We start from the raw sequence: 23736 nt of genomic DNA on the forward strand, positions 1-23736 counted from the left end.
CATGACGGACAGACCCAGCTTTGAAGGCAGCTACCGAGGCGATTCCACTCGCATCAGCGATGACACTCGCCTGGAGTGCAAGATCTGCTGGTGGGTGTACGACCCGAAGGACGGTGATCCGGTGTGGCAAATTGAGCCCGGCACGCCGTTTTCCGCCTTGCCGGACCATTGGTGCTGCCCGAACTGCGACGGCGCCGCCGAGCAGTTCATGGTGCTCAATGACGCAGACTGAATTGCCCGACACAGCGCAGTTGCGCGGTGAGGAATTGGCCGCACATTTCCGGGATATCGCCGACACTCGCATGCGCGGCCTGCCCTTTCTCAATCCGGTATTGGAGGTCGAGGCCGTCGGTTTTTCCACGCAGATTGCCAGTGAAGACGCGTCCTGCGGGGTGCTCGGGATTCTGATCACGCCCTGGTTCATGAACCTGATGTGGTTGGCCCCAGCCTTGAGTGCACCCTTGGCCCAAGGCGCCTCCCGTGAACATCTGTTCGGTGGCCAACACCTGACGTTCATTGGTGCAGTCGATGAAGACTTCGGCACCTACGAAAGCTGCTCGTTGTTTTCGCCGGTTTTTGAGTTCGCGGATCAAGCGGCCGCCCGTGCCACGGCCGAACAGGTGCTACTGCTGTTGCGCGGCCCCGTAGAAGAAGAGAAGCCGCAGCCGCATCCAGCGCTCAGTCGTCGGTCGCTGCTGTTCGGCCGCCTGTCCGGTGATCTGCAATGACAGCAGCGAACAACCTGTCGGGACTCGGCGGTTCACTCAGAATCCGACCGGGCCAGCAGCCGTCGATCATCGGTGGGCGCCCACTGCTGGCCGCCCGTTTACTGCGCGGCCAACCTCCTGAGGCCGCGGCTCAACGTCTGCCGTTGCTTTACAGCCTGTGCGGTCAGGCCCATGGGTTGACTGCGCAACTGGCCGTTAACGCGGCATTGCAGGGTGAAGCCCAAGCCAGTTGGGGCGCAAGCCAGGCGTTGTTGGCCGAGACTCGCCGTGAGCACCTACGGCGTATCGTGCTGAACTGGTCGCCGCTGCTTGACCCCAGCGCTGAACGCTGCTCGCCGGTTGAACTGCGGGCCTGGGATCAAGCGCCCGAAGCCACCATGAGTCTGTGGCTCGGCGGCCCGGTACGCGCATGGCTAGAACACTGGGAAGAAGATCCCCAACGCACGTTGCTGGAATGGACCTCGCGCAAGGACCACTGGCTAAGCCGCGCCCTCGCCCACTGCCGCGAAGACGCACAAACCATGAATTTACCGGTGCAGGCGCTGCAACTGATCAACGACACCCCAGCGCTGCACGCCGTGGCCGAGAGCCTGAGTCGTTGCGCCGATTTTGCCCTGCGCCCCGAATTCAACAACCAACCCCGTGAAACTGGCAGCTGGACACGATTGGGTGAGCCCCATCCCGAACGCTACAGCACCGCCTGGCTAAGACTGGGCGCGCGGGTCGCCGAACTGGCCCGACTGTCGCTGCCCGATGCCCGCGCCCCGGCGCTTGGCGCACTGGCCTTGGATACGGGCGAAGCCTTGGCCTGGAGCGAAACCGCTCGCGGTCTGTTGCTGCATCGGGTATGTCTGGAGTGTCACGGCGACGGCGTAAAGATCAGCGACTATCAAATCGTTGCGCCCACCGAATGGAACATGCACCCGCAGGGCGCTCTGTCCCAGGCGCTGTCATCGTTACCCAGTGACGATCCACGCAGCCAGCGCCAGGCCGAGTTATTGATGGCGGCCTTCGATCCCTGCATCGCGTTTACGATGGAAACCGGGCTGAAAACAGACCGGACAACCACCCAGGAACCCAGCCATGCATGAATTGAGTCTGGCGGGCGGCATTCTTAGTGCTGTGGAAGCAGCAGCGGCGGCCGATCCGTTCGTGCGCGTCAGCCGTTTACGTCTGGAGGCCGGAAAATTGGCCGGGGTCGAAGTGCATGCGTTGCGTTTCGCCCTGGAAGCGTTGGCACCCGGCACGTTGCTGGCAGGCGCGCAGATCGACATCGAAGAACCCCACGGTCAGGCCTGGTGCCTGGACTGCGCCGCCAGCGTGCCCTTGGTCGAACGCGGCGCACCTTGCCCGACCTGCGGCGGCTTCTGGTTGCAGCCTACCGGCGGCACCGAATTACGCATCCTCGACCTACAGGTCGAGGATCACTGACATTTGATTTCTGATTAGAAATCTGGAGAAACGCCATGTGCGTCGTCTGCGGCTGCGGTACCGGCCATTCACACGAGCAAGACCCCAGCAACGAAGCAGCCCCCGATAGCGACGTGCAGGTAGACGCCACTGGCGATCTGCATTACGGCGCGGGCGAAGCGCGGGTTTCAGTGCCCGGCTTGAGCCAGGCACGCACGATCCGCATCGAACAAGATGTGCTCGGCGAGAACGACCGCCACGCCGCCCGCAATCGGCAGAACTTCACCGCCCATGGCGTGTTGGCGCTCAACCTGGTGTCCAGCCCCGGCTCGGGGAAAACCACGCTGTTGTGCGCCACGCTGTTGGCCCTGCGCGCACGCCAGTCCGGGCTGCCCTTGGCCGTGATCGAAGGCGACCAACAGACCCGTCACGACGCCGAGCGCATCCGCGAAACCGGGGTGGCGGCGATCCAGATCAACACCGGCAAGGGTTGCCACCTGGATGCGCGGATGATCACCGAAGCCTATGCGCGACTGCCGCTGCACGATGAACTGCACGCCGCAGGGCATGGGCATCATCACGCCAAAGCCCCGCTGCTTACGAATCATCACGCGCATAACCATCAGCCAAAAACCCCGGGCGAGCCTGCGGGCATTTTGTTCATCGAGAACGTCGGCAATTTGGTGTGCCCGGCACTGTGGGACCTTGGCGAAGCCGGCAAAGTCGCGATTTTGTCGGTCACCGAAGGCGAGGACAAACCGCTCAAGTACCCGGACATGTTCGCCGCCGCGCAATTGATGATTCTCAACAAGATCGACCTGTTGCCGCACCTGGACTTCGATGTGCAGCGCTGCCTGGACTACGCCCATCAGGTCAATCCGCAGTTGCAGATCATTCAGCTCAGCGCCCGTGACGGCACCGGCCTGGATGCCTGGATCGACTGGTTGCTGGCCGGCGCGCCAAAAATGGATCGCCGAGCGGCGCGCATTGCCGCGCTGGAAGCCGAACTGGCCGCGCTAAAGGCGCCGGCCGAGGGCGTCTGACGTGCGCAGCCAAAAACTTGCGAACATGAACGTCTGGCCACCGGTATTGGCCTGCGGTGCCTGGCTGAAAAACGCCGCGTGTTTACTCCAGCACGATCAGGTGCTGTGGTCGCCGGTCCATGGTGATCTGAGCGATCCGCAAAGTTGCCTGGACCTTGAAGCGTCGTTGGAACGTCTGCTGACACTGGCCGAGACGACCCCATGCGCGGTAGCCCATGACCTGCACCCGGATTTCTACAGTTCACAACTGGCCGTGAGCCTGGCCGAGCGGCTGGATGTACCGGCGCTGGCGGTTCAGCATCACCACGCCCACGTTGCCGCGTTGATGGCCGAACATGGGCTCGACGGGCCGGTGATGGGTCTGGCACTGGACGGTGTTGGCTTGGGCAGTGACGGCGCCGCTTGGGGCGGCGAGTTACTGTGGGTCGGGCCTCACGCTTGGCGTCGGCTTGGTCATCTGCTGCCGCTGCCGTTGCCGGGTGGCGACATCGCCGCCCGTGAACCGTGGCGCTTGACCGCCGCCTCGCTGCACCTATTGGGCCGCGACGCGGAAATCACCCCGCGCCTGGGTCCGCTGGTGGGTGAGCAAAGCGCTGGCACCGTCGCCGGCATGCTCCGCCGTGAGCTCAATTGCCCGCCGAGCAGCGGCGCGGGGCGCTGGTTCGACGCGGCTGCGGGCATTCTTGGCCTCAGTGTGCGCCAGCAAGCGGAAGCCGAAGCGGCCATCGCGCTGGAGCGTGTGGCCACCGAATACTTGGCGCTGAACGCCGACCCGGTCGTCGACGGTCTATGGCGGATTCAGTCTGACGGCGTGCTGGATCTGCGCCGGTTACTCTCCCGACTGTTCGATTTGGCCGATCATGGCCGCAGTGCCGAAGGAGCCGCCGTGTTCCATCTGGCGCTGGCCGCCGCTTTGGCAGACTGGGTGCTGCAAAAACCTGGAAATTTGCCGGTGGTGCTCGGTGGCGGCTGCTTCGCCAACCGCCTGCTCAGTGCGCGCCTTACTCACCTGCTTGGCGCCGAGGGCGTGCAGGTGTTTAGCGCGCACAGCGTGTCCTGCGGCGATGCCGGTCTGGCCCTCGGCCAAGGCTGGATCGCCGCCCACTGGCCCGAATTTGAAAGCCAAGCGGCCCCGCCGCTGGAGGAACTCCCATGTGCTTAGCCATTCCCGCCCGCGTCATCGAACTGCGTGGTGTCGACACAGCGCTGGTCGATCTCGGCGGTATCCGCAAAGAAATCTCCTTGGCGCTGGTGCCTGAAGCACAGGTCGGCGACTACGTGATTATCCATGTCGGCTATGCCTTGGGTTTGATTGATCCAGAAGAAGCCCAGCGCACGCTGGAAATGTTCGACGAATTGAACCGCGCGCAATCGGAAGCCTCATGAAGTACATCGACGAATACCGCGACGGCGAGTTGGCGCAACGCATCGCAGCCCGCATCCGCGAAGAAGCGCACCCCGACCGCGCCTACCGGTTCATGGAATTCTGCGGCGGCCACACCCACGCGATTTCCCGCTATGGCGTGAGCGAATTGCTGCCCGACAACGTGCGCATGATCCACGGTCCGGGTTGCCCGGTCTGCGTGCTGCCGATTGGTCGCATCGACCTGGCGATCAAGCTGGCGCTGGAAGACGGGGCGATCCTCTGTAGCTACGGCGACACCCTGCGCGTGCCCGCCTCTGAAGGTCTGTCGTTGTTGCGGGCAAAGGCTCACGGCGCTGACATCCGCATGATCTATTCGCCGCTGGATGCGCTGAAAATTGCCGAAGCGAATCCATCACGGCAAGTGGTGTTCTTTGCCATTGGCTTTGAGACCACGACCCCGCCCACCGCGCTGATTATTCGCGAAGCGGCGGCACGTAATCTGGATAACTTCAGCGTGCTCTGCTGCCATGTCCTGACCCCGGCGGCGATCTCCCACATCCTCGCCGCACCGCAACATGACGCCGCGTCGGCGGTGGAGCTGGACGGTTTCATCGGCCCGGCGCACGTCAGCATCGTCATTGGCTCGGCGCCTTATGAAGGCTTCGCCCTTCAGTACCGCAAGCCGGTGGTGATCGCCGGTTTTGAGCCGCTGGACGTGATGCAAGCCATCTTGATGCTGGTGCGCCAGGTCAACGAAGGCCGGGCCGAGGTTGAGAACGAGTTCATCCGCGCAGTCGGGCGCCATGGCAATACCGGTGCCCAGGCGTTGATGGATGAAGTGTTCGAGCTACGTCCCAGTTTCGAATGGCGCGGTCTCGGCGAAGTCCCGCTCAGCGCCCTGCGTATTCGCCCGGCCTTCGCCCGCTACGACGCCGAAGTGCGCTTTGGCCTGGAATATAAGGCGGTGCCGGACCACAAAGCCTGTGAGTGCGGCGCAATTCTGCGGGGCCAGAAAAAGCCCACCGATTGCCGCCTGTTTGGCACCGTGTGTACACCGGAGAACCCCATGGGTTCGTGCATGGTGTCCAACGAAGGCGCGTGCGCTGCGCATTACGCCTACGGGCGCTACAAGGATATTGAGGTGGTCGCTTTATGAACGCTCGTTCCCCGGTCAAGCGCGGCTATGTCCGCCCCCTGAACCTGCGCGACGGACGCATCGACATGAGCCACGGCGCGGGCGGCCGCGCTTCGGCGCAATTGATCGAAGAACTGTTCGTCGCCGCCTTCGACAATGCTTGGCTGCGTGAGGGCAACGACGGCGCCGTCTTCAGCCCAGCACTCGCCCCCGGCGAACGCATGGTCATGGCCACCGACGCCCACGTGGTCTCGCCGCTGTTCTTTCCCGGCGGCGACATCGGCAGCCTGTCGGTGCATGGCACGGTCAACGACGTGGCCATGACCGGCGCGCGCCCGCTCTACCTGTCCGCCAGCTTTATCATCGAGGAAGGCTATCCTTTGGCCGACCTCAAGCGCATCGTCGAGTCCATGGCCCGCGCCTCCCGGGATGCCGGTGTACCGATTGTCACCGGCGATACCAAAGTGGTTGAGCGCGGCAAAGGCGACGGCGTCTTCATCAGCACCACCGGGATTGGCGTAGTCGCTGCGGGGGTTAATACCGGCGGCCATCGCGCTCGCCCTGGCGACGCGATTTTGCTCTCCGGCAGCATCGGTGAGCACGGCGTGGCGATCATGTCCAAGCGCGAGGCGCTGGAATTCGACACCGAGATTCTTTCCGACAGCATCGCGTTGCACGAACTGGTGGCCCATATGCTCGCAACGGCTCCCGAACTGCGCGTGCTCCGCGACCCGACACGGGGCGGACTGGCCACAACCTTGAACGAAATTGCCGGTCAATCTGGGGTGGGGATGTTGCTCGACGAAGCGATGATCCCGGTGCTGCCGCAGGTTGAAGCCGCGTGTGAACTGCTCGGGCTCGACCCGCTGTACATTGCTAACGAGGGCAAGTTGGTCGCCATTTGCTCTGACGTCGACGCCGAACCATTGCTGCGTGCCATGCGCAACCATCCGTTGGGCCAAAACGCAGTGCGCATCGGCACTGTTCTGGATGACTCACATGGGTTCGTGCAGATGCAGACCCGCTTTGGCGGGCGGCGGATCGTGGATTGGTTGACCGGGGAACAGTTGCCTAGAATTTGCTGATTCCCGGGTTACCAAGAAAGAAAATGACGCGACCACCCGGTGGTCGCGTCGCTTTATGCCAGCGGCGTTCTAAGGAAGGTAAAGACTGAAGTTACCGCCACCTAACTTTCCGCCGTTGGCGAGCTCAATGTGCCCACGCACGCCGTTGCGCTCATGCCGTTCAGCGATGCGCGCGGCGAAATAAAGACCCAGCCCCGTGCTGCCGCTGCTTTGATTGATTCCGTGCAGATAGTCCGATTGGCGCTCAAGCATTTGCGCCGGGTAGCCTGGGCCGTCGTCATTGACCGTCAACACCAACTGGCCGTCCTCTTCGTGGGCGGTGATCAATATCGCGTGGCGCGCATAACGGACCGCATTGATGATGATGTTCGCCACCACCGAGCTGATCAGTTCACGGTCGAAGAAGCCAAGTTCATCAAAACCCTGGACCTCGTAGTTCGCGACCAGTCCGTGACTGTGCAGAACGTCCTGATGGCAGGCCAACAGGGCTTCGATAAAGTCATCAAGTTCATGATAGTCCGGGCGTAGCGGCAACTGATTAACGCCCAGCTTATATAACCCGAGCAGTTGCACCAACATCCCGTTGAGGTGGGCAAACTCATATTCAATGGCCCCATGTTCTGGGACGTCTTGCTGAACTTTGGTCAGTTGCATCAGCCACTGGCTGTGGGCATGCATCAATGTCGACAGCGAGTTTTTCATGTCATGTACGACGGAAGCAATCACCATCGAAAAGTCGAGCCCGTTATCGTTCATGCGCCAAACGCCCGGCTTTGCAATTTCTGGTAGCGCTCATAGCGCGGATCAGTCTCAGGCATCATGCCGATCATTTTCAGGCACACCCGACACTCTTCAAGCCCTTCGGCATCTGCAGGCATTCCCTTGGCATGGAGCAAGGATTGCACCATGTTCAACGCGATACTGATGTTCTTCGATTGCAACGCCAGTGCCTGACGGAAGAAGGCCTGGGCTTCGGCAATATTGCCGGCCTTGTATTGGCGCACGCCCTGCAGGTTGAGGTCGGACGCGGCCTTGCCCGCACCAAGAATCGCCGGATCATCGGTCAGGCGACCAATCCCTTGCATGATCGCGGGATCATCACCGTAGATTTCTGCGCAGCTTTTCAATATCCCGGCGCCTGCGTCTGGGTGACCCAATTGTTGGAGTTGGGAGGCAACTAATAGCGCCGCCTCGGCGCCGAAAAAGTGATCCATGCCCTCAAGGTGTGCCAGCGCTTCCAGGGTCAATTTCGCCGCAGCTTCAGGATCTGAGCGCTTCAGGCTGGTGGCTTTCATCAAACCGGTGCGCAATTGCAGCCCTTGGTTGCTGCCGTACTCCTTCGCGACCTCTCCCAATGTCTGGTTGACCTCGACCCGGGAGCGCGCATCCAGGCCGTTATCGCCATTTTTGTTAATCAGCGCCTGCGCCAGGCCCAGGTTGCTCTCTGGGTCCTTAAAGCGAGAATACTTACCTTGGGACACCGCATGGCGATAGGCCTTGGAGGCGCCTTCAAAATCTTCATTACCCAGCGCCAGCTTGCCCAGCAGCCGTTGCCGACGTACGGCCAAAGGCGACAGACGCACCGCACTTTCAAGCACGCTTTGAGCGCGCTTGACCTCACCTTGGGCCACGAGTACATCGGCCAGACCGTCGTAGAGCGTTGGCATCATCGGGAAGGCAATGATTGCCCGCTCGTAAATCGCTTGCGCCTCGACGACCTTGCCACGTTTAAACAATAACTTGCCAAGCCCGGCATACGCCCAAGGCGTAGCGCGGTCGGCCAGTACGCCTTTAAGGAAACTTTCCAGCGCGTCGTGCTGATTCAGATCGCGCAAGGCATTGGCCTTGTAACGCAAGCAGAGCGGAGCAAAGCGCTGGTCCTGCTCGGTCAATTTGGCGCAGGCGGCCAATACTTCGAGAGGTTTATTGTGGTCAAGCGCTTGAAGAATCGGCTTGAGCAGCGTCTTGCGCTGGTCAAGTTTTTCAAGGCGCTGGGCCAGCCCGGCACGGTTGAAGGGCTTAGTCAGGTAGGCATCCGGCTCCCACTCCAACGCGCTCATCACCATGGCCTGGCTATTCTCGGCCGTGACCATGATGAACACCGATTCATGGCTCATCAACTTGTCGACCATCAAGTCTTCAAGCACCTGCTGACCGTTTTTCTTACCGTCACCAAAGTTGAAATCATGCAGGATAAAGTCGTAGCGCTTATGCGCGCACATGAGCAGAGCTTGCTCACCCGTGTCGGCGGTGTCTACTTCCACCACACCCAACTCGCGCAGCATCGACCTGACCGAACTGCGAAAGTCGGAAAAATCATCGGCGATAAGGAAGCTTTTTTTGGAGTACGCCAGCATCGAGATTCCTGTCACGGAAAGTAAGAAAAAGTACCAAGGCAAATACCCATGCAAGGTCGGGTCCAGCTTCGCTGCCCATTACGGCGCGCACATCATAACTAACATCAATGAGCCATCAAACGATTTTACGCAGGGATCTTATGCCTATTGATTGAAACATCGCCTGTGCAAGACCTAAGAGTAGCCAGACACCGTTATAAAAGCGATGAGGAGGCTACTGACCTTGTGGGATTCGGCCGAAATATCAGAACCAGGAGCCCTTTATCCTTTTGGTTGTTCGATAAGGCCATCAGCCAATAACGCCAGAGCATATTGCTCAAGAAAGTCAAATACGTCGGCGTCTACAAATCCCTGGTACTGCTTTCGTCGGTTTTGCGAAACGACGCCATTTTGATCAAGGCATTGCCTCACTGGCTTATTCAGCACGTTACCCCGGATGTCATATCTCACAATGACAGCGCTTACCAAAACATCAAAACGGTGCAAAAATTGGGTCTCTTCTCTTAACTCGACTTCCAGCGCTTGCTTTGCCATTTCCAAAGTAAAGACCACGCACTCCGTTGCATCCCAATAACGATAGATGCTTGGGCTGCCAGTGAACGTAAAATGCATCTGCTCGGCATCCAACCAGCTCACCTCCCAGAATGCGCAAGCCGGCTTTGAAAGATTCAATAAACTGCTTGGATTGCTTGAGAATATCGAAATCAAGTAACGCTTGAAGATCAGAAGTCCGCCCCACAGTCGCACAATACTCAAGAGTACCGAGGCCGTTGAAGTCTACTCTCCAACTGACCATAACCTACTCTGTTGCCCATGTGCCGCCCCCGGTTTGGCTTGGATTTTTTTAACAACGCTAAGACTGTTTTAAATCCAGCTTATTTTCCTCAAAAAATTTTAACAACTAGCGTATCCATCGCTGCAAACAGACTTTAAAGACCGGTCAATCGATTTCCTGCTTTTCGCCTTTGGCCACGCTATTGAGCGTCTTTTAAATAATGCTTGAGTACCGCTAAGGGGGCATCCAACGCGGCTATCGTCTCAACGCGACTAAAGCTATCTGACAATTTATAAAGCTCTTTCCCGAGCGGCGTTTCGGTACCGCCTAAAGCGTATTGCGCCAAGCTTAGGCATTGGGCCACTTTAAGCTGGATCGCTTTGACATCACCTCTGCGCACAAGCAAGCCGAATACTTCTTTCTGATAACCATCCATCACCATGTCTTTACGCAAAATCGGACTGTCGCCGTCCTTCTCGTGCGCCAACTTGAGGCAAAAAAGAGCGACCGTTTCCAATGACGATTCCATGGATTAATCCTTGTAGTTGGCTAACTTGTGCTGATCGAACGCCACTTGAGCGGTCTGTACCTCACCCTGGTGCTGAACTGCCCACGCATACAGCGCTGAAAAAGGTTCCCGAAGTGAATGTCCGAGGGCGGTAAGCGAATACTCCACCGCAATGGGCGATGAGGTAATCACGCGCCGCGAGACCAGCCCGTTTCTCTCCAGGCGGCGAAGCGCTTCGGTCAACGCCTTGTGAGTAATCCCTTCCAGACGCCGTTTGATGGCGTTGAAACGCGCAGGCTCCGAGCAAACGACGGTCAGAATAAGCACCGACCATTTGTTAGCAATCTGCTCAAGAATGGGTCGCGTGGCGACGGCTTCGACAATGACGGTGTCTTGCGTTTTGGGCATTGGGGTTTCCTCGGCTATGCCTAGGCTAAGTCAGGTGCGTGATTGACACCAGATATATGAAATATATCTTGGTGTAAACCTGATTCAGAGATCTACCCATGTCAGCACTGGAAGGAAAGAGTGCACTCGTCACCGGCGGCAGTAGCGCAATTGGCACGCCGGAAGAAGTCGCCGCTGCGGCCCTGTTCCTGACCAGCGACGAAAGCCGCTACATCGCCGGGGCCGGTTTGTGTATCGATGGGGGCATGGCGCAGGTATAGCCTTTACGTCGCTTGGCAGAAACGTGGAACTGATCTCGTGACCTGGGCTTCTATAGGCAAATCCCACTGCCCAGGACCGCGCCAATGGACATAACTATTTCTGCCCCCTTTGCGGAGCGTCGCCGCTTCTTGCTTACGGCCGGTTCAACGGTAGCGGCTGCCAGCGTGCTTGGACTCACTGGCCAATCAAGTTGGGCGCAAGCCGCGACCGCCGCGGATGGGCAAATGAATGCGGAGCCCGCCAAGGATTTGCCCAAGGCAGTCAGCCTCCCGCCCATGCAAGAAGACAAAACCGAGAAATCCGAGATGCCCGTGCAATTGGGCCGCAATGGGCGCCTGGGGCTTGCCATCGTGGGCTTGGGCCGGTTGAGTCTGGAGGAAATCATGCCGGCGCTGGCGACTTCCAAACGCTGCCGAGTCACGGCACTGGTCAGCGGCGACCCTGACAAGGCGCGACAGGTGGCGGCGATGTACGACGTGCCCGAAACCAGCCTTTATAACTACGAGACGTTTGACCAACTGCGTGACAACCCCGAGGTGCACGCGGTGTACATCGTATTACCTAACGCCCTGCACCGAGACTTCGTGATCAGGGCCGCGAAGGCCGGAAAGCACGTTTTGTGTGAAAAACCCATGGCAACCTCCGTCGTCGATTGCCAGACCATGATTGATGCGTGCAAGGCCGCCAATCGGTTGTTGATGATCGCCTACAGAATCCAGTACGAACCGCAGCATCGCCAAGTCATGGCCTGGGTGCGCGAGGGCGCGGTACTGGGCAAGATCAAGCTGATTGACATGTCGAATTGCCAAAACCAGTCAAAGGAAAACACCCACCAATGGCGCCATGTAAAAGCCCTGGCTGGCGGCGGAGCGTTGCCGGACATCGGCCTTTACTGTTTGAACACTGCGCGGTTTTTACTGGGCGAGGAACCGGTTGAAGTGTCGGCTAGCCAATACAGCACTGAAGGCGATCCGCGCTTTGTGGAGGTCGAGGAAGCCATGCTGTGGCAGATGCGTTTCCCAAGCGGGGTCCGTGTGCAATGCACCTCCAGCTACGCAACCTTCGGGTCCAATCGCTACCGCGTTCTGGGTGACACCGGCTGGGCCGATATGGACCCGGCTTTTTCGTATGAAGGGCTGCAACTCAAACGCAGTCGCATCGCAGAGGACACCCGTGACTTCGTTGCGCCTGGTATTGAGCAGATCACTACCAAGAAAAATAATCAGTTCGCCCTTGAGATGGACCATTTTGCCGAATGCGTTGCTACCGGCAAGCAACCCTGGACGCCAGGCGAAGAAGGCTTACAGGACCAACGCATCATGGAGGCCATTTATGAGTCAGCGCGCAGTGGCAAGCCGGTGCAACTGACACCGATACAAGGCACCGATGTATTGCGCGGCAGCCCGCCGTCCAAGACGTAGATGAGAGGGGAAATAGTTAGCCTACGTTTTCAACCTCACGGCGCTCGAACAGGTCATCAAGGCACGAGAGGGCCGTTTAGGGTTTAACGTAAAAGCCCTCTTCGAAACGGGCGAAGAATGCGCCTCTCCTGGGCTACGTGAAGTCTGCGAGGCTCATCAGCAGCTTTTTAAAGCAGATGTATTTATCGCGTCGGATGGCCCACGTCTGAACCAGCCGCCCCACACTATTTCTCGGCTCCCGAGGCTCGGCGCTGTTTTCTCTCCAGGTCAAAGCGCGCGGTAACGGATTGCACTCAGGCAATTGGGGTGGGGTCATGTCCAATCCCACCGTGGTCTTGAGCAATGCGCTGGCGAGCTTGGTCGATCAAAACGGCCGTATTCGCTGTCGAGGGCTTGTCCCCTCCTCGATACCCGACTCCGTGCGCGCAGCGATCTATGACTTGGGCGTTGATGAGCATTTATTGGGGTTAACACTGGATGTTCGATGGGGCGAATTCGGTTTGACCTTGGGTGAAAAGCTTTTTGGCTGGAACACGCTGGAAATCCTGGCGTTTACTGCGGGTAATCCTGCAAAGCCGGTGAATGCCAGTGAATGCCAGTGATGGTCACTGGCGGTATTCGGCGCCTCTCGGTCGTCAACCAAGTGCTCGATTGTGGCATCGCCATGGCAGGCATCGGTACCGCACTCGCCATCGACGCGCAGTTGGTAAAACATTGGCGCGAAGGCAGCGACAACCATCCGCAACTGCCGCCAATCCGTTGGAAGCGAAAACCGTTGGCCGCACTGGCTAGCATGGCGGTAGTGGGTCCTCTTGTTCACTCCTCAGTTTGCCGTCGTTGCTCAAACACCTCTTTTTGGTCATCATCTATCACCGTGTCTTCACGCAAAATCAGACTGTCACCGTTCTTCTCTTGCGCCTACTTGAGGCAAACAGGGCAACCGTTCGAACCGCAGAAACATCAATTTCTACTACTTGCTGCGGCATGCTTAGCGGTTTTTTTTGCTGCAAGGAAGCGTCGACACGGCGATGTGCGACAAGCAAAACAGAACAGGGAGATCTGTTGACGATGATGGGCGGATTTCAACCCGGTGCCGCAACACCTGTGCTGCCCTCATCGGTATTGATCATGTGGTCTGCCATGTCGGAAAACATACGTTTCAGCTTCGCATTTAGGTCTGAGTCACCCACCTGCTCGCTGATTGCCTGACGCATGCACAACATCCATTCGTCGCGTTCGACCCTGCTAATTGCATAGGGCGCATGTCGCATGCGCAAGCGCGGGTGACCGCGCTCCCGTTGGAATAGTGGCGGACCGCCAAGCCAGCCACTGAGAAACTTAAATAGACGGTCCGCGCTGCCTGTGAGACTCGGCGGATGCATCCGGCGCACTATCCTAGCCTCGGGTAGCACGTCCATAAGCTCGTAAAAACGGTCGACCAGTGCAAGGATCCCCGCCTCCCCCCCTAACTGCAGATATGCACTGATTTTGTTCTTACCCTGACTCAATCGTTCACTCATGCCATCAGCACTCAATGTAGGAACTTTATCCAACCGGCGAGCCCTAGCGCCGCAAGGCAGGTCCAGCCCGAGAAAAGCAAACGCCAAACGGTCAGGCGCGGGACAAAACCCACCCCGTTCACAAAGGCAACGCTCATGGCTGCGAACAGCGCGGTAGCGAGAGCATGGTCAGCTCTTCCATCAGAGGCTGCGATGAACGGGGGGTAGAGAGTGCAGCCGAGCATGATTGCCACAGCGACAACCAAACTCAGTACATGTATGTGTGAAGGTGGTGGGGCGTTAGCGACGCGAGGCATCATGACTGCGCCTCGTCGGTGTCGGTCTTGGCTCGGCCTGCTTCGTTTTCACCCCACATCGCATTCAATATAGCCAGCAACAATGCGAAACCGACTCCCAGCATCCAGGCGAAATACCACATAATTTTTACTCCTTTGCTGGCACTAGTAAGCTGAATGGTCGTTGGCTTTGATATGCGCGATGGTCACCTTGCCCCGCATGACGCGGTACGCCCACGAGGTATACAGAATAATCAGCGGCATGAAGATCAGCGCGGCCCAGAACATGATGGCAAGGCTAAGATGGCTTGAGACGCTGTCCCAAACCGTCAGGCTCGCAGCCGGCATTGACGACGACGGCATGATGAACGGAAACATCGATACACCCGCAGTGCTGATGACACCGACAATAGCAAACGATGACGCCACAAATGCTGAGAGTGTACGGCGCACTATCACCAGCATGGCTGCGCCCGCCGCGCCCACCAATCCCATCGCAGGCAACAGCCACAACAAAGGGTAGTGGCGATAATTAGCCATCCAGGCACCCGCTTCGCGTACAACCGACTTAGCGAGAATGTCCGGCAACCCAGCGGTATCAATCACCGACGTAATACGATAGCCATCGATCGACTGTAGCCAGATTCCGGCGATTACGAATGAGCAGATCAGCACGATAGCTGCGCTAATCGCGCCCTTGATGGCCCTGGATTGGATAACGCCTTCAGTGCGGTGTGCCAGATAGCTTGCGCCCTGCAGAGTGATCATTGCGCTGCTGACGACGCCCGTCAGTAGGGCGAAGGGATTCAGCAACTGCCAGAAGCTGCCCGTGTAGGTTGACACCAAATAGTCGTCGAACTGGAACGGTACGCCTTGCAGCAAGTTGCCGAACGCGATCCCGAACACCAGTGGGGGTACCGTACCCCCTACGAAAAGTCCCCAATCCCAAGTGCTGCGCCAGGCTGGATTGTTGATCTTGCTGCGATAATCGAAGCCCACCGGGCGAAAAAACAACGCCCATAGAACCAATATCATTGCCCAGTAAAATCCGCTGAAGGCTGTCGCATAAACCACGGGCCATGCTGCGAACAATGCGCCACCAGCGGTGATGAACCAGACTTGATTCCCATCCCAATGCGGACCGACGGTGTTTATAACCACGCGCCGCTCCATATCATTGCGGCCAACGAAAGGCAGCAAGGTGCCGACCCCCATATCGTGGCCGTCCATGATTGCAAAGCCGATTAGCAGTACGCCAACCAGCGCCCACCAGATAATTTTCAGGGTGTAGTAATCAAGCATGGTGGCTATCCTTCAAATTAGCGTCGTAGGCATAACGGCCGGTTCCGAGACTCCCTGGGCCTTGACGTGCGAACTTGACCATCAAGAACATTTCAACCACCAGCAGCGCGGTGTAGAAGACGATGAATCCTGCTAGCGAGCCATACAGGTTGTTGACGCCGAGCGTGGATACGCTCATGTGGGTTGGCAGCACACCGTAGATGGTCCAGGGTTGACGGCCGTATTCGGCGACGAACCAGCCAAGTTCGCAGGAGATCCAAGGCGCAGGCAGCATGCACAGAGCCAAACGCAATAACCAACGGCGTCGTGTGCAAGTCGACTTCAAGGTGCTCCAGAACGCCAGCCCGAACAGCAGCAGCATCGCAAAACCCAGGCTTACCATGATCCGAAATGCCCAGAACATAGGTGTTACACGTGGCACGGTATCGTTGACGGCCTTATCTATAATGGCCGGCGTGGCTTGGTTGACATCCTCGACATACTTTTTAAGCAGCAGGCCGAAACCGAGGTCTGCCTTATATTCTTCGAACACCTGCAATGCAGCTGGATCACCGCGATGCTTACGCAACGTTTCCAACGCATTGACCGCGGTGATACCGCGCAGGATGCGGGCCCGGTTTTTTTTCCTTGATCTCATGAATACCGGGAATTTGCTTGCTGACTGATCGGGTGCCAATCAGCCCCATCAGCCACGGCACTTCAACTTCCCAATTGTTCTTCGACTCAGCTTCGTTGATGCTAGCCACCAATGTCAGGCCGGCGGGTGCTGGTTTCGTTTCCCACATGGCCTCCATGGCCGCCATCTTAGTCTGCTGGGCCTCGCCCACTGTGTAACCAGACTCATCACCCAAGACAATGACACTCAGCACTGACGCCAAGCCGAAGGCTGCCGCAACCCGAAAGCTTCGCTTTGCAAACTCGACATCTCGATTCTTGAGCAGATACCAACTCGATATCGACAATACAAACATCGAACCGGTGACGTAACCGGCCGAGACGGTGTGCACAAACTTAGCCTGTGCCACTGGATTGAAAACCACAGCCCAGAAGTCGACCATTTCCATGCGCATGGTGAGATAGCTGAATTCAGAACCCACCGGATTTTGCATCCAGCCATTGGCAATCAGAATCCACAGCGCTGAAAGGTTGGTACCAATGGCCATCAACAGCGTGACCAGAAAATGGTGTTCCTTTTTTAATCGGTCCCAGCCAAAGAAGAACAGGCCAATCATTGTTGATTCGAGGAAGAACGCCATCATCCCCTCGATCGCCAGTGGAGCACCGAAGATGTCGCCGACGTAATGCGAGTAATACGCCCAGTTGGTACCGAACTGAAACTCCAGCGTGATACCGGTAGTCACGCCTAAGGCAAAGTTAATACCGAATAGCTTGCCCCAGAAACGCGTCATGTCTTTCCAGATGACGTTACCCGTCATCACATAGACGCTTTCCATAATGACCAGCAGCCACACCATGCCAACAGTGAGAGGTACAAAGAGAAAGTGGTACAGCGCGGTGGCTGCAAACTGCAGCCGTGACAAATCCACCAGATGTTCTGAAATCACTTGCTTGCCCCTTGAGTCGAGGTGGGTACGCCGAACCTGTCGCCGATGGTGTTCGAGTCCACGCTGACGCGCGAATCTCGGATGAACAACCACCAAAGCACTGTCAGCACCATCAGCTTGATGAGCACTGCTATTAGCAGATGGCGCCGCAGTCGTTTGTCGGAATTAGTCATGACTATGCAATTAGCACACGCCATGCCAAGCGGGGAAATGTGATTTTTATTGTTTAATAACAAGCACTTAACTATTTAAGTGCGAAGACACCAGACGCCTTGGCAGGTAAATATGCTGCCAATCTGCCATGATGGCAGTGATTGGCAGTCATAGGCTGACATGTGGTCAGGCCAGTCCTTGCGCTTTCAGGCGTCTATACAAAGTACGTTCACTAATGCCCATGTGCTTGGCCAGTTCGCTGCGGGTCCCTTTGAACGTGGCCATTATCTGTACCAGCGTGCCGCCTTCCAAAGGCGTTGCGCTAGAGGCCTGAGGAGATATCGACGCTGGCGCCGCCGGCAGATGGGCCGAGCGGATTACGCCGTCGTCGGCGAACAGACTGGCTCTTTCTAGAACATTGCGTAACTCGCGGATATTGCCCGGCCAGGCAAATCGCTGCAATTGCGTCATAGCATCGAGATCTATGGTCAGCCTGCGCTTGCCAGGACCTACCCGTTGCAGAAATGATTTGGCAAGCAAGCTAATGTCTTCGATCCGGTGACGCAGTGCAGGCAACTGAATCGGGAAAGCGCTGATGCGGTAGTACAAGTCTTGCCGGAATACACCCTTTTCCATCATTTTTTCCAGTGGCTTGTGAGTCGCTGAAATCAACCTGAAATTAGCGTGCAAGGTCTCGACGCTGCCGACACGGCGATACGTACCCGACTCGATCAGGCGCAGCAGCTTCACCTGCATCGCCAACGGAACGTCGCCTATCTCATCAAGAAACAACGTGCCGCCTTGCGCTGTCTCAACTAAGCCCGGTTTGCGCGTGGTGGCACCCGTGAACGCACCCTTTTCATGCCCGAACAGTTCACTCTCGAAGAGCGTTTCGGTCAGCCCCGAACAATCAACCACAACAAACGGCCCAACTGCCCGCTCACTGGCTTCATGTACCGCGCGGGCGAACAACTCCTTACCTGTGCCGGACTCTCCCAGTAACAGTACCGGCAACATTGAGGGCGCCACCCGCTGCAGTTCCGACAAGGCAAGGTTGAAGGCCGGCGATGAGCCGACCAGCCCCTCTTTACAGGGCCGCGCGGATGCGCTGCGAACCAGCTTAAGCCGTTCCACAAAAGCGGTAATGACACCCTTTGCGTCCAGAATTGGGCGTAATTCGACTTCGACATGCTCAGGCCCGCGCGGCGTGTGGTGTATATGCAAAACCCGGTCTGGACCGCGCAAGTCCTGCGCTTTTTTCATCGGGCAATGCTCGCCGGCCTGATCGCAAGGAACATCGTAATGGTGTGAAATTTGATAGCACTTATGGCCGATAAAAGGCTTGTCAACACTGCCGAACTGACGCTGGTACGCGGTGTTAGCAGCCAGGATGTTGTATTCGGGATCAAGCACAATCATCGGGTCGGCCTCGTGCTCAAGAAACGAGACAAGTGATTGCACTTGGTCGGGCCGTGGACCGTTTGGGGCGGGCGGGCTACGTGTCATCATGACGCCTAAAAATCCGATCATAGTGTGGCGGCACTGCCACCGGCGTCAACAAACACTGCCAATGGCAGTGCCTTCCTGTGTTTGAGTCGAAATCAGCCCGTAACAAAAGAAACAGTTTTGATTACGACCCTAAATCAGGCCACACCGCCACACCTCCAGCTGAATCAAAAGGTTATCGAAGAGCAAGAGGTTACCTTTGGTAAGTACTTGAACCCCCAACAAAACCCGTGCTGGCTAAATACCGCACCGGTACGCATTCGATAACGGCGTGGGCACTGTTTCAGTGCTGGTCAGCAGCACCTGCCGCAGCTCCTCGATAAAAAATCAGCAGAAGCAAACAATATATAATAATATATATTGTATATGAATAGATTGAGAAATTGATGAACACCCACATTCCCCCATTAGGTATCCAACAGCTTCGCGCTAGTGTCGATGCTGCTAGTCAGTTCCTAAAGGCGCTGGCCAATTCGGACCGCTTGTTGCTGCTATGCCAGTTATCCCAGAGTGAGCGCAATGTCAGCGATCTAGAGTCGCTACTAGGCATCCAGCAACCGACTCTTTCTCAACAACTGGCGATACTCCGCCGCGAAGGGCTGGTAGAAACCCGACGCGAAGGAAAGCAGGTCTTCTATCGCATCAGCAGTCCCGCAGCACAGGCGGTAATTCAAATCCTATACCAACAATTTTGTGCCGCAGAAGCCTCGTGAAGGTCGACTGGTTCAACTTCACCCCATGGTCATCCCTTGCAGGCGGCGTATTGATTGGCCTGGCTGCCAGCTTATTCGTCGTTGCCAATGGGCGTATCGCGGGCGTCAGCGGCCTGATCGCCAATCTTTTACAGCGTGGTAGCGAGGGGATGACCGAGAAAGCGCTGTTCCTTCTAGGCTTGCTCGTCGCGCCGGTTTTATGGGGACTGTTTGCCACCCTGCCGCATATTGAATTCCAAGGTAGCTGGTTCAGTCTGATCGCCGCGGGCGGATTGGTAGGCATTGGTACCCGCTACGGTTCGGGTTGCACTAGTGGCCATGGCGTATGCGGCATATCGCGCCTGTCGCCGCGTTCGATGATCGCCACTGGGTGTTTCATGTTCAGCGGTTTCACTACAGTGCTTGTCCTGCGTCATTTGTTGGGGGCTTGAACATGGTCAAACTGACTGCATTCATTGCCGGCCTGTTATTTGGGTTGGGCCTGCTTCTAGCGGGCATGACCGATCCGAGAAAAGTTCTGGCTTTCTTAGATTTAACCGGTGCTTGGGACCCTTCCTTGGCCTTGGTTATGGCTGGGGCGATTGGCACAGCCATAGGCCCTTTTACTTGGGCACGCCAGCAGTCTAGCTCGTTGCTAGGAAGCCCTATGCAACTACCTGTAAAGCATGAGTTGGACCCGCGCCTAATCGGTGGCAGTTTGTTGTTTGGTATCGGCTGGGGAATTGCTGGTATCTGTCCTGGGCCCGCAGTGGTAATTCTAATGACAGGCGGCTGGCAAATAATCGTTTTCATGCTGGCTATGCTGGTCGGCATGTGGGCCTGCAAAGAACTGAAGGTGGGCGTGAAATATCCATAAAAGCGACTCTTCCATGGCCGGGTCGCTGTAGCTTAACCAGTTCTACATCAGGTGCACCCCGCAACATAGCCATCAACGGATACGCCGGGCTCTCCCCATCGCCTTCTGGTTACAAGGCGATCGCCCCCTTCCAAGGTAGGACGTTGTCCATCTTACTCAGGAAAACCTCACGGAGAGTTCGCTTTTCCTGCGTATTGGGCATCGACAAAAGAAACCTGTTTCATGGGGGCTTAACCGTTCAGCTCATGTCGCGGAGGACATTTCACAACATTTGAAATACTTTTTCTTCGTTTACCTAGTGTGATTAAAACTATTATTAGACAAAAAAAGTGTAACCGAGCGTTACGCATTGTTATTGAAAAATAGTTTGCTTTAGCTCGCGTGGTAGTGCACGCGCACATATCGTAAAGGCTCTAGCTCGGGCATTGCAGGACGAAAAATAATAACTAATCTACCACTACATAGAAACAGCTCTGTCACAAACCCCCGTAATAATGGTCCCAGTTTTTTCACACCTCTTGGTCTACCGCAGGAACTAACGCCCCACCGGTTGTTAGTCCCTTGGATGACTATTGAGCCTTGATCGGTTACGGAGATTTATATGCGTTTTGCTTCCACAAATACTGCGACAGCCCTGTACGGTGGCTTGCTGTTAGCCATCAGCGTTCCTGCCAGCGCCGCAGTCGACGCCAAGTTGCTTGAAATGCTTAAGGCCAATGGGTCGATTTCCGCCGCCCAGTTCGCTGAACTCCAGACTGAACTGTCCAACGACCAACAGGCTCAGCAGCTAGCGCAGCAGCAGACTACTGCGCAGATCGCAGCGGTTCAAACTAAGTCGGCGGATTACAGTGCTTTCGAGCAGAAGATTGCCTGGGCTGCGAAGACTCAGTTCAAGGGTGACGTGCGTGTGCGCCAAGAGACCGTCAAGATTGACGGTCAGACCAACAGCCAAGACAAGGATCGCCAGCGTATTCGTGCCCGCTTGGGCGCCTACACCGAAATCAATCCGCAGGTGAGTACTGGCATCCGTATCGCCACCGGTAGCAGCAACGATGCCCGTTCAACCAACCAGGACCTGGACGGTTACTTCGTCAAGAAAGACCTGTGGTTGGACCAGGGTTACATCGATTACCACCCGACTGCAATCAAGAACCTGCATGTCATTGGCGGCAAAATGAGCCAGCCGTGGGTCAGCATGGGTGACATCATCTGGGACGCAGACATCAACCCGGAAGGTTTAGCCGCAACCTATAGCTACCCGGTCAGCAAAAACCTCGAGCTGTTCGGCAGCGCGGGTAACTATACCCTCAAGGACAACATCGACGGCGACGGCACGCAATTCAAGAACGATCTGCGTTTGAACGCTGGTCAGTTGGGTGCTCGCTTCGCGCCAATCGACACTCTGAAAGTCACTCTGGGCGGCAGCGTATATCAATACCAGAACGACAAAGACAGCGCGGCCTTGTCGGTCAACGGCAATAACACCAATCGATTCCGTTTACTGGAAGGCTTCGGCCAAGTAGACATTGGCGGCCTGGCTGTACCGCTGTCGGTGTATGGTCAGTACGTGGTCAACAACGCCACTGACAGTGACGAAGACACTGGTTGGTTGACCGGTGTAAAGACCAAAGTGTTTGGTTTTGGCCTGGACTACAACTATCGCGACACTCAGCGTAACGCTGTAGTCGGCGCCTTCACCGACTCGGACTTCGCGAACGGCACCACCGGTTCGCGCGGCCACAAGTTGAAGGTGAGCTACGACATAGACAAAAACTTCGCCGTCGGCGCAACTTACTTCCTGACCAAGGCCGACTACGCCATCGCCACTCAGAAAGACGCGGACGCCAACACCCTGCAATTGGATGTAGAAGCCAAATTCTAAGCGTTTAAGCTGTACGCATAACTCCTCGCTGTTTTTGGCATTGATGGACTGATCCCTTTCATACGTCGGTTCATCAATGCCAACCCTTCGGCACCGTGATCAAACAATCACACATCTCTTCCAAACAAAAATGTTGGGGTGTTTACTGCGTCCGCTCGTAAGCTGTCCCAGCGGTTCTCACCGACTCTGCTTGGTAATACCCTGCAGGCCAGGAGTCGGATGGCGGCGATCAGGCGCTTGGGTCAGTTAAAATATTCCAGAGAAGAGTCCAGAAAACTGTTGTAGAGCTGTCGGAATAATGCAAAGCAAAAGTGGGCTAGATGTACGCTTTGATCGTGCGGTCGCCAAGAGCCCAGATATGCATCCATATCCAAATGTCAGGCACAAAAAAAGGGCCCAGATTTCTCTGAGCCCTTGATTTTATTGAGTGTTGGCGGGAAACCAGGGATTCGAACCCTGGGAACGCTATTAACGTTCGCCGGTTTTCAAGACCGGTGCATTCAACCACTCTGCCAATTTCCCGTTCTTCATGTAGAGCAACCGTAGGCGTGCAGCTAGTAAGTACCTGAGATAAGAACTCATGGACCTGTTACGGTCGGCAGCTTTCAAGACCGCTGCCCTAGACCACTCGGCCACACCTGCGTTGCGGGCGCCATAATACCCGAATGAAACACACTGTCAAACTCTGATGCTAGCCAGCAGCAATGCCTCTGTTATGATCTTTGCGTCTTAACATTTCAACCACCGGGAGTCTCGCCATGCGCGAACAGGATTACGCAGTTAAAAACGGCGTGCAGGCCGATCAGCTAGAGATTAGCCGCGTCCTGCGCAATACGTACGGTCTTCTGGCTATCACCCTCGCCTTCAGCGGTCTGATGGCTTTTATCGCTCAGCAGAATCACGTTCCTTACCCGAACGTTTTCGTGGTGCTGATCGGCTTTTATGGCCTTTTCTTCCTCACCAACAAATTACGTGACTCGGCATGGGGCCTGGTTTCGACCTTCGCCTTGACCGGTTTCATGGGGTACCTGCTCGGTCCGATCCTCAACCGTTACCTGGGTATGCAGGGTGGCGCTGAGGTAGTCAGTTCGGCGTTTGCGATGACTGCTTTGGTGTTCGGCGGCTTGTCTGCTTATGTGCTGATCACTCGCAAGGACATGAGTTTCCTCGGCGGCTTCATTACCGCTGGTTTCTTCGTTCTGCTGGGTGCCACGCTGGCGAGCATGTTCTTCCACATCAGCGGTCTGCAATTGGCGATCAGCGCCGGTTTCGTGCTGTTCTCGTCGGTGTGCATCCTGTTCCAGACCAGCGCCATCATTCAGGGCGGCGAACGTAACTACATCATGGCGACCATCAGCCTGTATGTATCGATCTACAACCTGTTCATCAGCCTGCTGCAAATTTTCGGCCTGATGGGCAATAGCAGAAACTGATGCACTGCCAAGCCTCAATAATCTGAGCGTTAAC

28 protein-coding genes, 1 tRNA gene and 3 pseudogenes are annotated in these 23736 nt (G+C 56.8%); 18 read left to right on the plus strand and 14 right to left on the minus strand.

What is annotated here, in order from left to right:
- The first annotated feature begins 1 nt into the window (after position 1).
- From RHM59_RS08350 to hypE, 9 genes are read left to right on the plus strand one after another with little or no spacing between them, the layout of a single operon-like run.
- Positions 2-232, plus strand: a complete 231-nt coding sequence (locus tag RHM59_RS08350) for a rubredoxin (protein WP_322165152.1) — start codon at positions 2-4, stop codon at positions 230-232.
- Positions 219-728: a [NiFe]-hydrogenase assembly chaperone HybE gene (gene hybE / locus RHM59_RS08355; RefSeq protein ID WP_322165153.1), complete on the plus strand. Its 510-nt coding sequence runs from the start codon at positions 219-221 to the stop codon at positions 726-728. The genes RHM59_RS08350 and hybE overlap by 14 nt, the downstream gene beginning before the upstream one ends.
- On the plus strand, positions 725-1819 hold the full coding sequence (locus tag RHM59_RS08360; RefSeq protein WP_322165154.1) for a nickel-dependent hydrogenase large subunit: 1095 nt from the start codon (positions 725-727) through the stop codon (positions 1817-1819). Before hybE ends, RHM59_RS08360 begins: the two co-directional genes overlap by 4 nt.
- On the plus strand, positions 1812-2159 hold the full coding sequence (locus RHM59_RS08365) for a hydrogenase maturation nickel metallochaperone HypA (RefSeq protein WP_322165155.1): 348 nt from the start codon (positions 1812-1814) through the stop codon (positions 2157-2159). The genes RHM59_RS08360 and RHM59_RS08365 overlap by 8 nt, the downstream gene beginning before the upstream one ends.
- Positions 2160-2194: 35 nt before the next feature.
- On the plus strand, positions 2195-3181 hold the full coding sequence (gene hypB, locus RHM59_RS08370; protein ID WP_322286397.1) for a hydrogenase nickel incorporation protein HypB: 987 nt from the start codon (positions 2195-2197) through the stop codon (positions 3179-3181).
- A gap of 1 nt (position 3182) precedes the next feature.
- On the plus strand, positions 3183-4343 hold the full coding sequence (locus RHM59_RS08375) for a carbamoyltransferase HypF (RefSeq protein WP_322286398.1): 1161 nt from the start codon (positions 3183-3185) through the stop codon (positions 4341-4343).
- Positions 4334-4567 carry a HypC/HybG/HupF family hydrogenase formation chaperone gene (locus tag RHM59_RS08380; protein WP_322165159.1) on the plus strand — a complete coding sequence of 78 codons (234 nt, stop codon included), beginning with the start codon at positions 4334-4336 and terminating at the stop codon, positions 4565-4567. The genes RHM59_RS08375 and RHM59_RS08380 overlap by 10 nt, the downstream gene beginning before the upstream one ends.
- Entirely contained in the window at positions 4564-5703 is a 1140-nt protein-coding gene (gene hypD, locus RHM59_RS08385) for a hydrogenase formation protein HypD (RefSeq protein ID WP_322165160.1), read from the plus strand. The genes RHM59_RS08380 and hypD overlap by 4 nt, the downstream gene beginning before the upstream one ends.
- Positions 5700-6767: a hydrogenase expression/formation protein HypE gene (hypE, locus tag RHM59_RS08390; protein ID WP_322165161.1), complete on the plus strand. Its 1068-nt coding sequence runs from the start codon at positions 5700-5702 to the stop codon at positions 6765-6767. Before hypD ends, hypE begins: the two co-directional genes overlap by 4 nt.
- 69 nt (positions 6768-6836) lie before the next feature.
- Here hypE and RHM59_RS08395 read toward each other — a convergent pair whose 3' ends face one another.
- From RHM59_RS08395 to RHM59_RS08415, 5 genes are all read right to left on the minus strand, one after another.
- Positions 6837-7523, minus strand: coding sequence for a HAMP domain-containing sensor histidine kinase (locus tag RHM59_RS08395; protein ID WP_322165162.1), 687 nt, complete (start codon positions 7521-7523; stop codon positions 6837-6839).
- Positions 7520-9124, minus strand: coding sequence for a response regulator (locus RHM59_RS08400; protein ID WP_322286399.1), 1605 nt, complete (start codon positions 9122-9124; stop codon positions 7520-7522). The genes RHM59_RS08395 and RHM59_RS08400 overlap by 4 nt, the downstream gene beginning before the upstream one ends.
- Before the next feature lie 261 nt (positions 9125-9385).
- Positions 9386-9880, minus strand: coding sequence for a hypothetical protein (locus RHM59_RS08405; protein WP_322286400.1), 495 nt, complete (start codon positions 9878-9880; stop codon positions 9386-9388).
- Positions 9881-10098: 218 nt separating this feature from the next.
- Positions 10099-10428 carry a hypothetical protein gene (locus RHM59_RS08410; protein ID WP_322165165.1) on the minus strand — a complete coding sequence of 110 codons (330 nt, stop codon included), beginning with the start codon at positions 10426-10428 and terminating at the stop codon, positions 10099-10101.
- A 3-nt stretch (positions 10429-10431) separates the two neighbouring features.
- Entirely contained in the window at positions 10432-10815 is a 384-nt protein-coding gene (locus tag RHM59_RS08415) for a helix-turn-helix domain-containing protein (RefSeq protein WP_322165166.1), read from the minus strand.
- Positions 10816-10913: 98 nt separating this feature from the next.
- Between RHM59_RS08415 and RHM59_RS08420 the strand changes: the two genes are divergently transcribed.
- The 4 genes and pseudogenes from RHM59_RS08420 to RHM59_RS08435 form a co-directional block, all read left to right on the plus strand.
- Positions 10914-11075, plus strand: a complete 162-nt coding sequence (locus RHM59_RS08420; protein WP_416194709.1) for an SDR family oxidoreductase — start codon at positions 10914-10916, stop codon at positions 11073-11075.
- 84 nt (positions 11076-11159) lie between these two features.
- Complete coding sequence (locus RHM59_RS08425) at positions 11160-12497, plus strand: Gfo/Idh/MocA family oxidoreductase (RefSeq protein WP_322286401.1); 1338 nt, start codon at positions 11160-11162, stop codon at positions 12495-12497.
- 287 nt (positions 12498-12784) lie between these two features.
- Positions 12785-13099 carry a hypothetical protein gene (locus RHM59_RS08430; protein WP_322286402.1) on the plus strand — a complete coding sequence of 105 codons (315 nt, stop codon included), beginning with the start codon at positions 12785-12787 and terminating at the stop codon, positions 13097-13099.
- Positions 13090-13317 (plus strand): annotated as a pseudogene (locus tag RHM59_RS08435) (HisA/HisF-related TIM barrel protein); the annotation flags it as partial. The gene RHM59_RS08430 and the pseudogene RHM59_RS08435, both read left to right, overlap by 10 nt.
- Positions 13318-13579: 262 nt before the next feature.
- Here RHM59_RS08435 and RHM59_RS08440 read toward each other — a convergent pair.
- From RHM59_RS08440 to RHM59_RS08470, 7 genes and pseudogenes are all read right to left on the minus strand, one after another.
- Complete coding sequence (locus RHM59_RS08440) at positions 13580-14017, minus strand: group II truncated hemoglobin (protein ID WP_322286403.1); 438 nt, start codon at positions 14015-14017, stop codon at positions 13580-13582.
- Between the two features lie 11 nt (positions 14018-14028).
- On the minus strand, positions 14029-14316 hold the full coding sequence (locus RHM59_RS08445) for a cyd operon YbgE family protein (protein WP_322286404.1): 288 nt from the start codon (positions 14314-14316) through the stop codon (positions 14029-14031).
- The gene (gene cydX, locus RHM59_RS08450; RefSeq protein WP_322165172.1) at positions 14313-14435 is read right to left on the minus strand and encodes a cytochrome bd-I oxidase subunit CydX; all 123 of its coding nucleotides are present in this window, start codon (positions 14433-14435) and stop codon (positions 14313-14315) included. Before cydX ends, RHM59_RS08445 begins: the two co-directional genes overlap by 4 nt.
- A 22-nt stretch (positions 14436-14457) precedes the next feature.
- Entirely contained in the window at positions 14458-15594 is a 1137-nt protein-coding gene (gene cydB / locus RHM59_RS08455; RefSeq protein ID WP_322286405.1) for a cytochrome d ubiquinol oxidase subunit II, read from the minus strand.
- A pseudogene (locus tag RHM59_RS08460) lies at positions 15587-17159 on the minus strand (cytochrome ubiquinol oxidase subunit I). Before RHM59_RS08460 ends, cydB begins: the two are co-directional and overlap by 8 nt.
- Positions 17156-17332, minus strand: coding sequence for a cytochrome oxidase putative small subunit CydP (gene cydP, locus RHM59_RS08465; protein ID WP_322165175.1), 177 nt, complete (start codon positions 17330-17332; stop codon positions 17156-17158). The pseudogene RHM59_RS08460 and the gene cydP overlap by 4 nt, the downstream one beginning before the upstream one ends.
- 166 nt (positions 17333-17498) lie before the next feature.
- Positions 17499-18818: a sigma-54 interaction domain-containing protein gene (locus tag RHM59_RS08470; protein WP_416195087.1), complete on the minus strand. Its 1320-nt coding sequence runs from the start codon at positions 18816-18818 to the stop codon at positions 17499-17501.
- Between the two features lie 386 nt (positions 18819-19204).
- Between RHM59_RS08470 and RHM59_RS08475 the strand changes: the two genes are divergently transcribed.
- The 3 genes from RHM59_RS08475 to RHM59_RS08485 are packed head-to-tail and all read left to right on the plus strand — an operon-like array spanning position 19205 to position 20387.
- Positions 19205-19531 carry a metalloregulator ArsR/SmtB family transcription factor gene (locus RHM59_RS08475; protein WP_322165177.1) on the plus strand — a complete coding sequence of 109 codons (327 nt, stop codon included), beginning with the start codon at positions 19205-19207 and terminating at the stop codon, positions 19529-19531.
- Entirely contained in the window at positions 19528-19962 is a 435-nt protein-coding gene (locus RHM59_RS08480) for a YeeE/YedE family protein (protein WP_322165178.1), read from the plus strand. Before RHM59_RS08475 ends, RHM59_RS08480 begins: the two co-directional genes overlap by 4 nt.
- A gap of 2 nt (positions 19963-19964) precedes the next feature.
- Positions 19965-20387 carry a DUF6691 family protein gene (locus RHM59_RS08485; RefSeq protein ID WP_322165179.1) on the plus strand — a complete coding sequence of 141 codons (423 nt, stop codon included), beginning with the start codon at positions 19965-19967 and terminating at the stop codon, positions 20385-20387.
- A gap of 45 nt (positions 20388-20432) precedes the next feature.
- Here the strand turns inward: RHM59_RS08485 and RHM59_RS08490 are convergent.
- A pseudogene (locus tag RHM59_RS08490) lies at positions 20433-20611 on the minus strand (IS5/IS1182 family transposase); the annotation flags it as partial.
- Between the two features lie 377 nt (positions 20612-20988).
- Between RHM59_RS08490 and RHM59_RS08495 the strand changes: the two are divergent.
- On the plus strand, positions 20989-22269 hold the full coding sequence (locus RHM59_RS08495) for a putative porin (protein WP_322286407.1): 1281 nt from the start codon (positions 20989-20991) through the stop codon (positions 22267-22269).
- 431 nt (positions 22270-22700) lie between these two features.
- Here the strand turns inward: RHM59_RS08495 and RHM59_RS08500 are convergent.
- Positions 22701-22791, minus strand: a tRNA-Ser gene (locus RHM59_RS08500).
- A 236-nt stretch (positions 22792-23027) separates the two neighbouring features.
- Here RHM59_RS08500 and RHM59_RS08505 point away from each other — a divergent pair.
- On the plus strand, positions 23028-23702 hold the full coding sequence (locus tag RHM59_RS08505; RefSeq protein WP_322165181.1) for a Bax inhibitor-1/YccA family protein: 675 nt from the start codon (positions 23028-23030) through the stop codon (positions 23700-23702).
- Positions 23703-23736: the final 34 nt, after the last annotated feature.

The sequence above is a fragment of the Pseudomonas sp. MH10 genome (genome assembly GCF_034353045.1).
Classification (GTDB): Bacteria; Pseudomonadota; Gammaproteobacteria; order Pseudomonadales; family Pseudomonadaceae; genus Aquipseudomonas.